Origin of the sequence: Streptomyces sp. H27-H5 (genome assembly GCF_026627505.1) — a bacterium.
In the GTDB taxonomy this organism is placed as follows: Bacteria; Actinomycetota; Actinomycetes; order Streptomycetales; family Streptomycetaceae; genus Streptomyces.
In genome coordinates, this window is the sequence record NZ_JAPNLK010000357.1 from 1 (window position 1) to 662 (window position 662).

The 662-nt window shown below is 71.5% G+C and carries 1 protein-coding gene and 1 pseudogene; both read left to right on the forward strand.

Translation table 11 applies throughout. The features are described 5' to 3' along the window. Positions 1 to 6: 6 nt before the first annotated feature. Positions 7 to 150, forward strand: a pseudogene (locus OTB19_RS43950) (DUF6444 domain-containing protein); the annotation flags it as partial. 21 nt (positions 151 to 171) lie between these two features. Further along, a partial coding sequence (locus OTB19_RS43235) for an IS66 family transposase (protein ID WP_267804345.1) occupies positions 172 to 662 on the forward strand: 491 nt, incomplete at its 3' end.

The following is a 662-nucleotide window of genomic DNA, read 5'->3' on the forward strand; positions in this document are numbered from 1 at the left end:
GAGCGGTTGACGGCTCGGGTGGCGGAGCTGGAGCGGCGTCTTGGCCGGAACTCGGGCAACTCCTCGTTGCCGCCGTCTTCGGATGCCTTCGGGCGGCCGGTGAAGAAGCCGCAGGTCAAGAGTGGGCGTAAGCGGGGGCGGCAGCCCGGTGCGGGCGGGGCCGGGCTGGCCATGACCGAGAAGCCCGATGTCACCGAGGACCACCTTCCGGTGGCCTGTACCGGTTGCGGGGGCGTGCTGGGCGAGGTGGACAGCATCGGCTTCGAGCGTCGCCAGGTCCGCGACATCCCCTTGTCCACGGTCACCGTCACCGAGCATCGGGCGCATCGCTGCCGGTGTTCGTGCGGCACCGTCACCGCCTCCCCGATGCCGGCCGCCCTCGCAGGGTCGCCGTCCTCATACGGGCCGAACCTGCGCGCGCTCGCCGTCTACCTGCTGGTCTTCCAGCACATTCCCGTCGAGCGGACCGCGCGGCTGATCAAGGATGTGACGGGGGCGGAGGTCTCCACCGGCTGGGTGGCCTCCCTGCTTGGCCAGGCCGCCGGCCTGGTCGGGGACTCGGTGAACCTGATCCGGGCCCTGCTCGTGATGGGGCACGTCCTGCACGCGGACGAGACGACCACCCGTATCGGCAGCGTGCGCCGCTGGCTGCACGTGGCCTG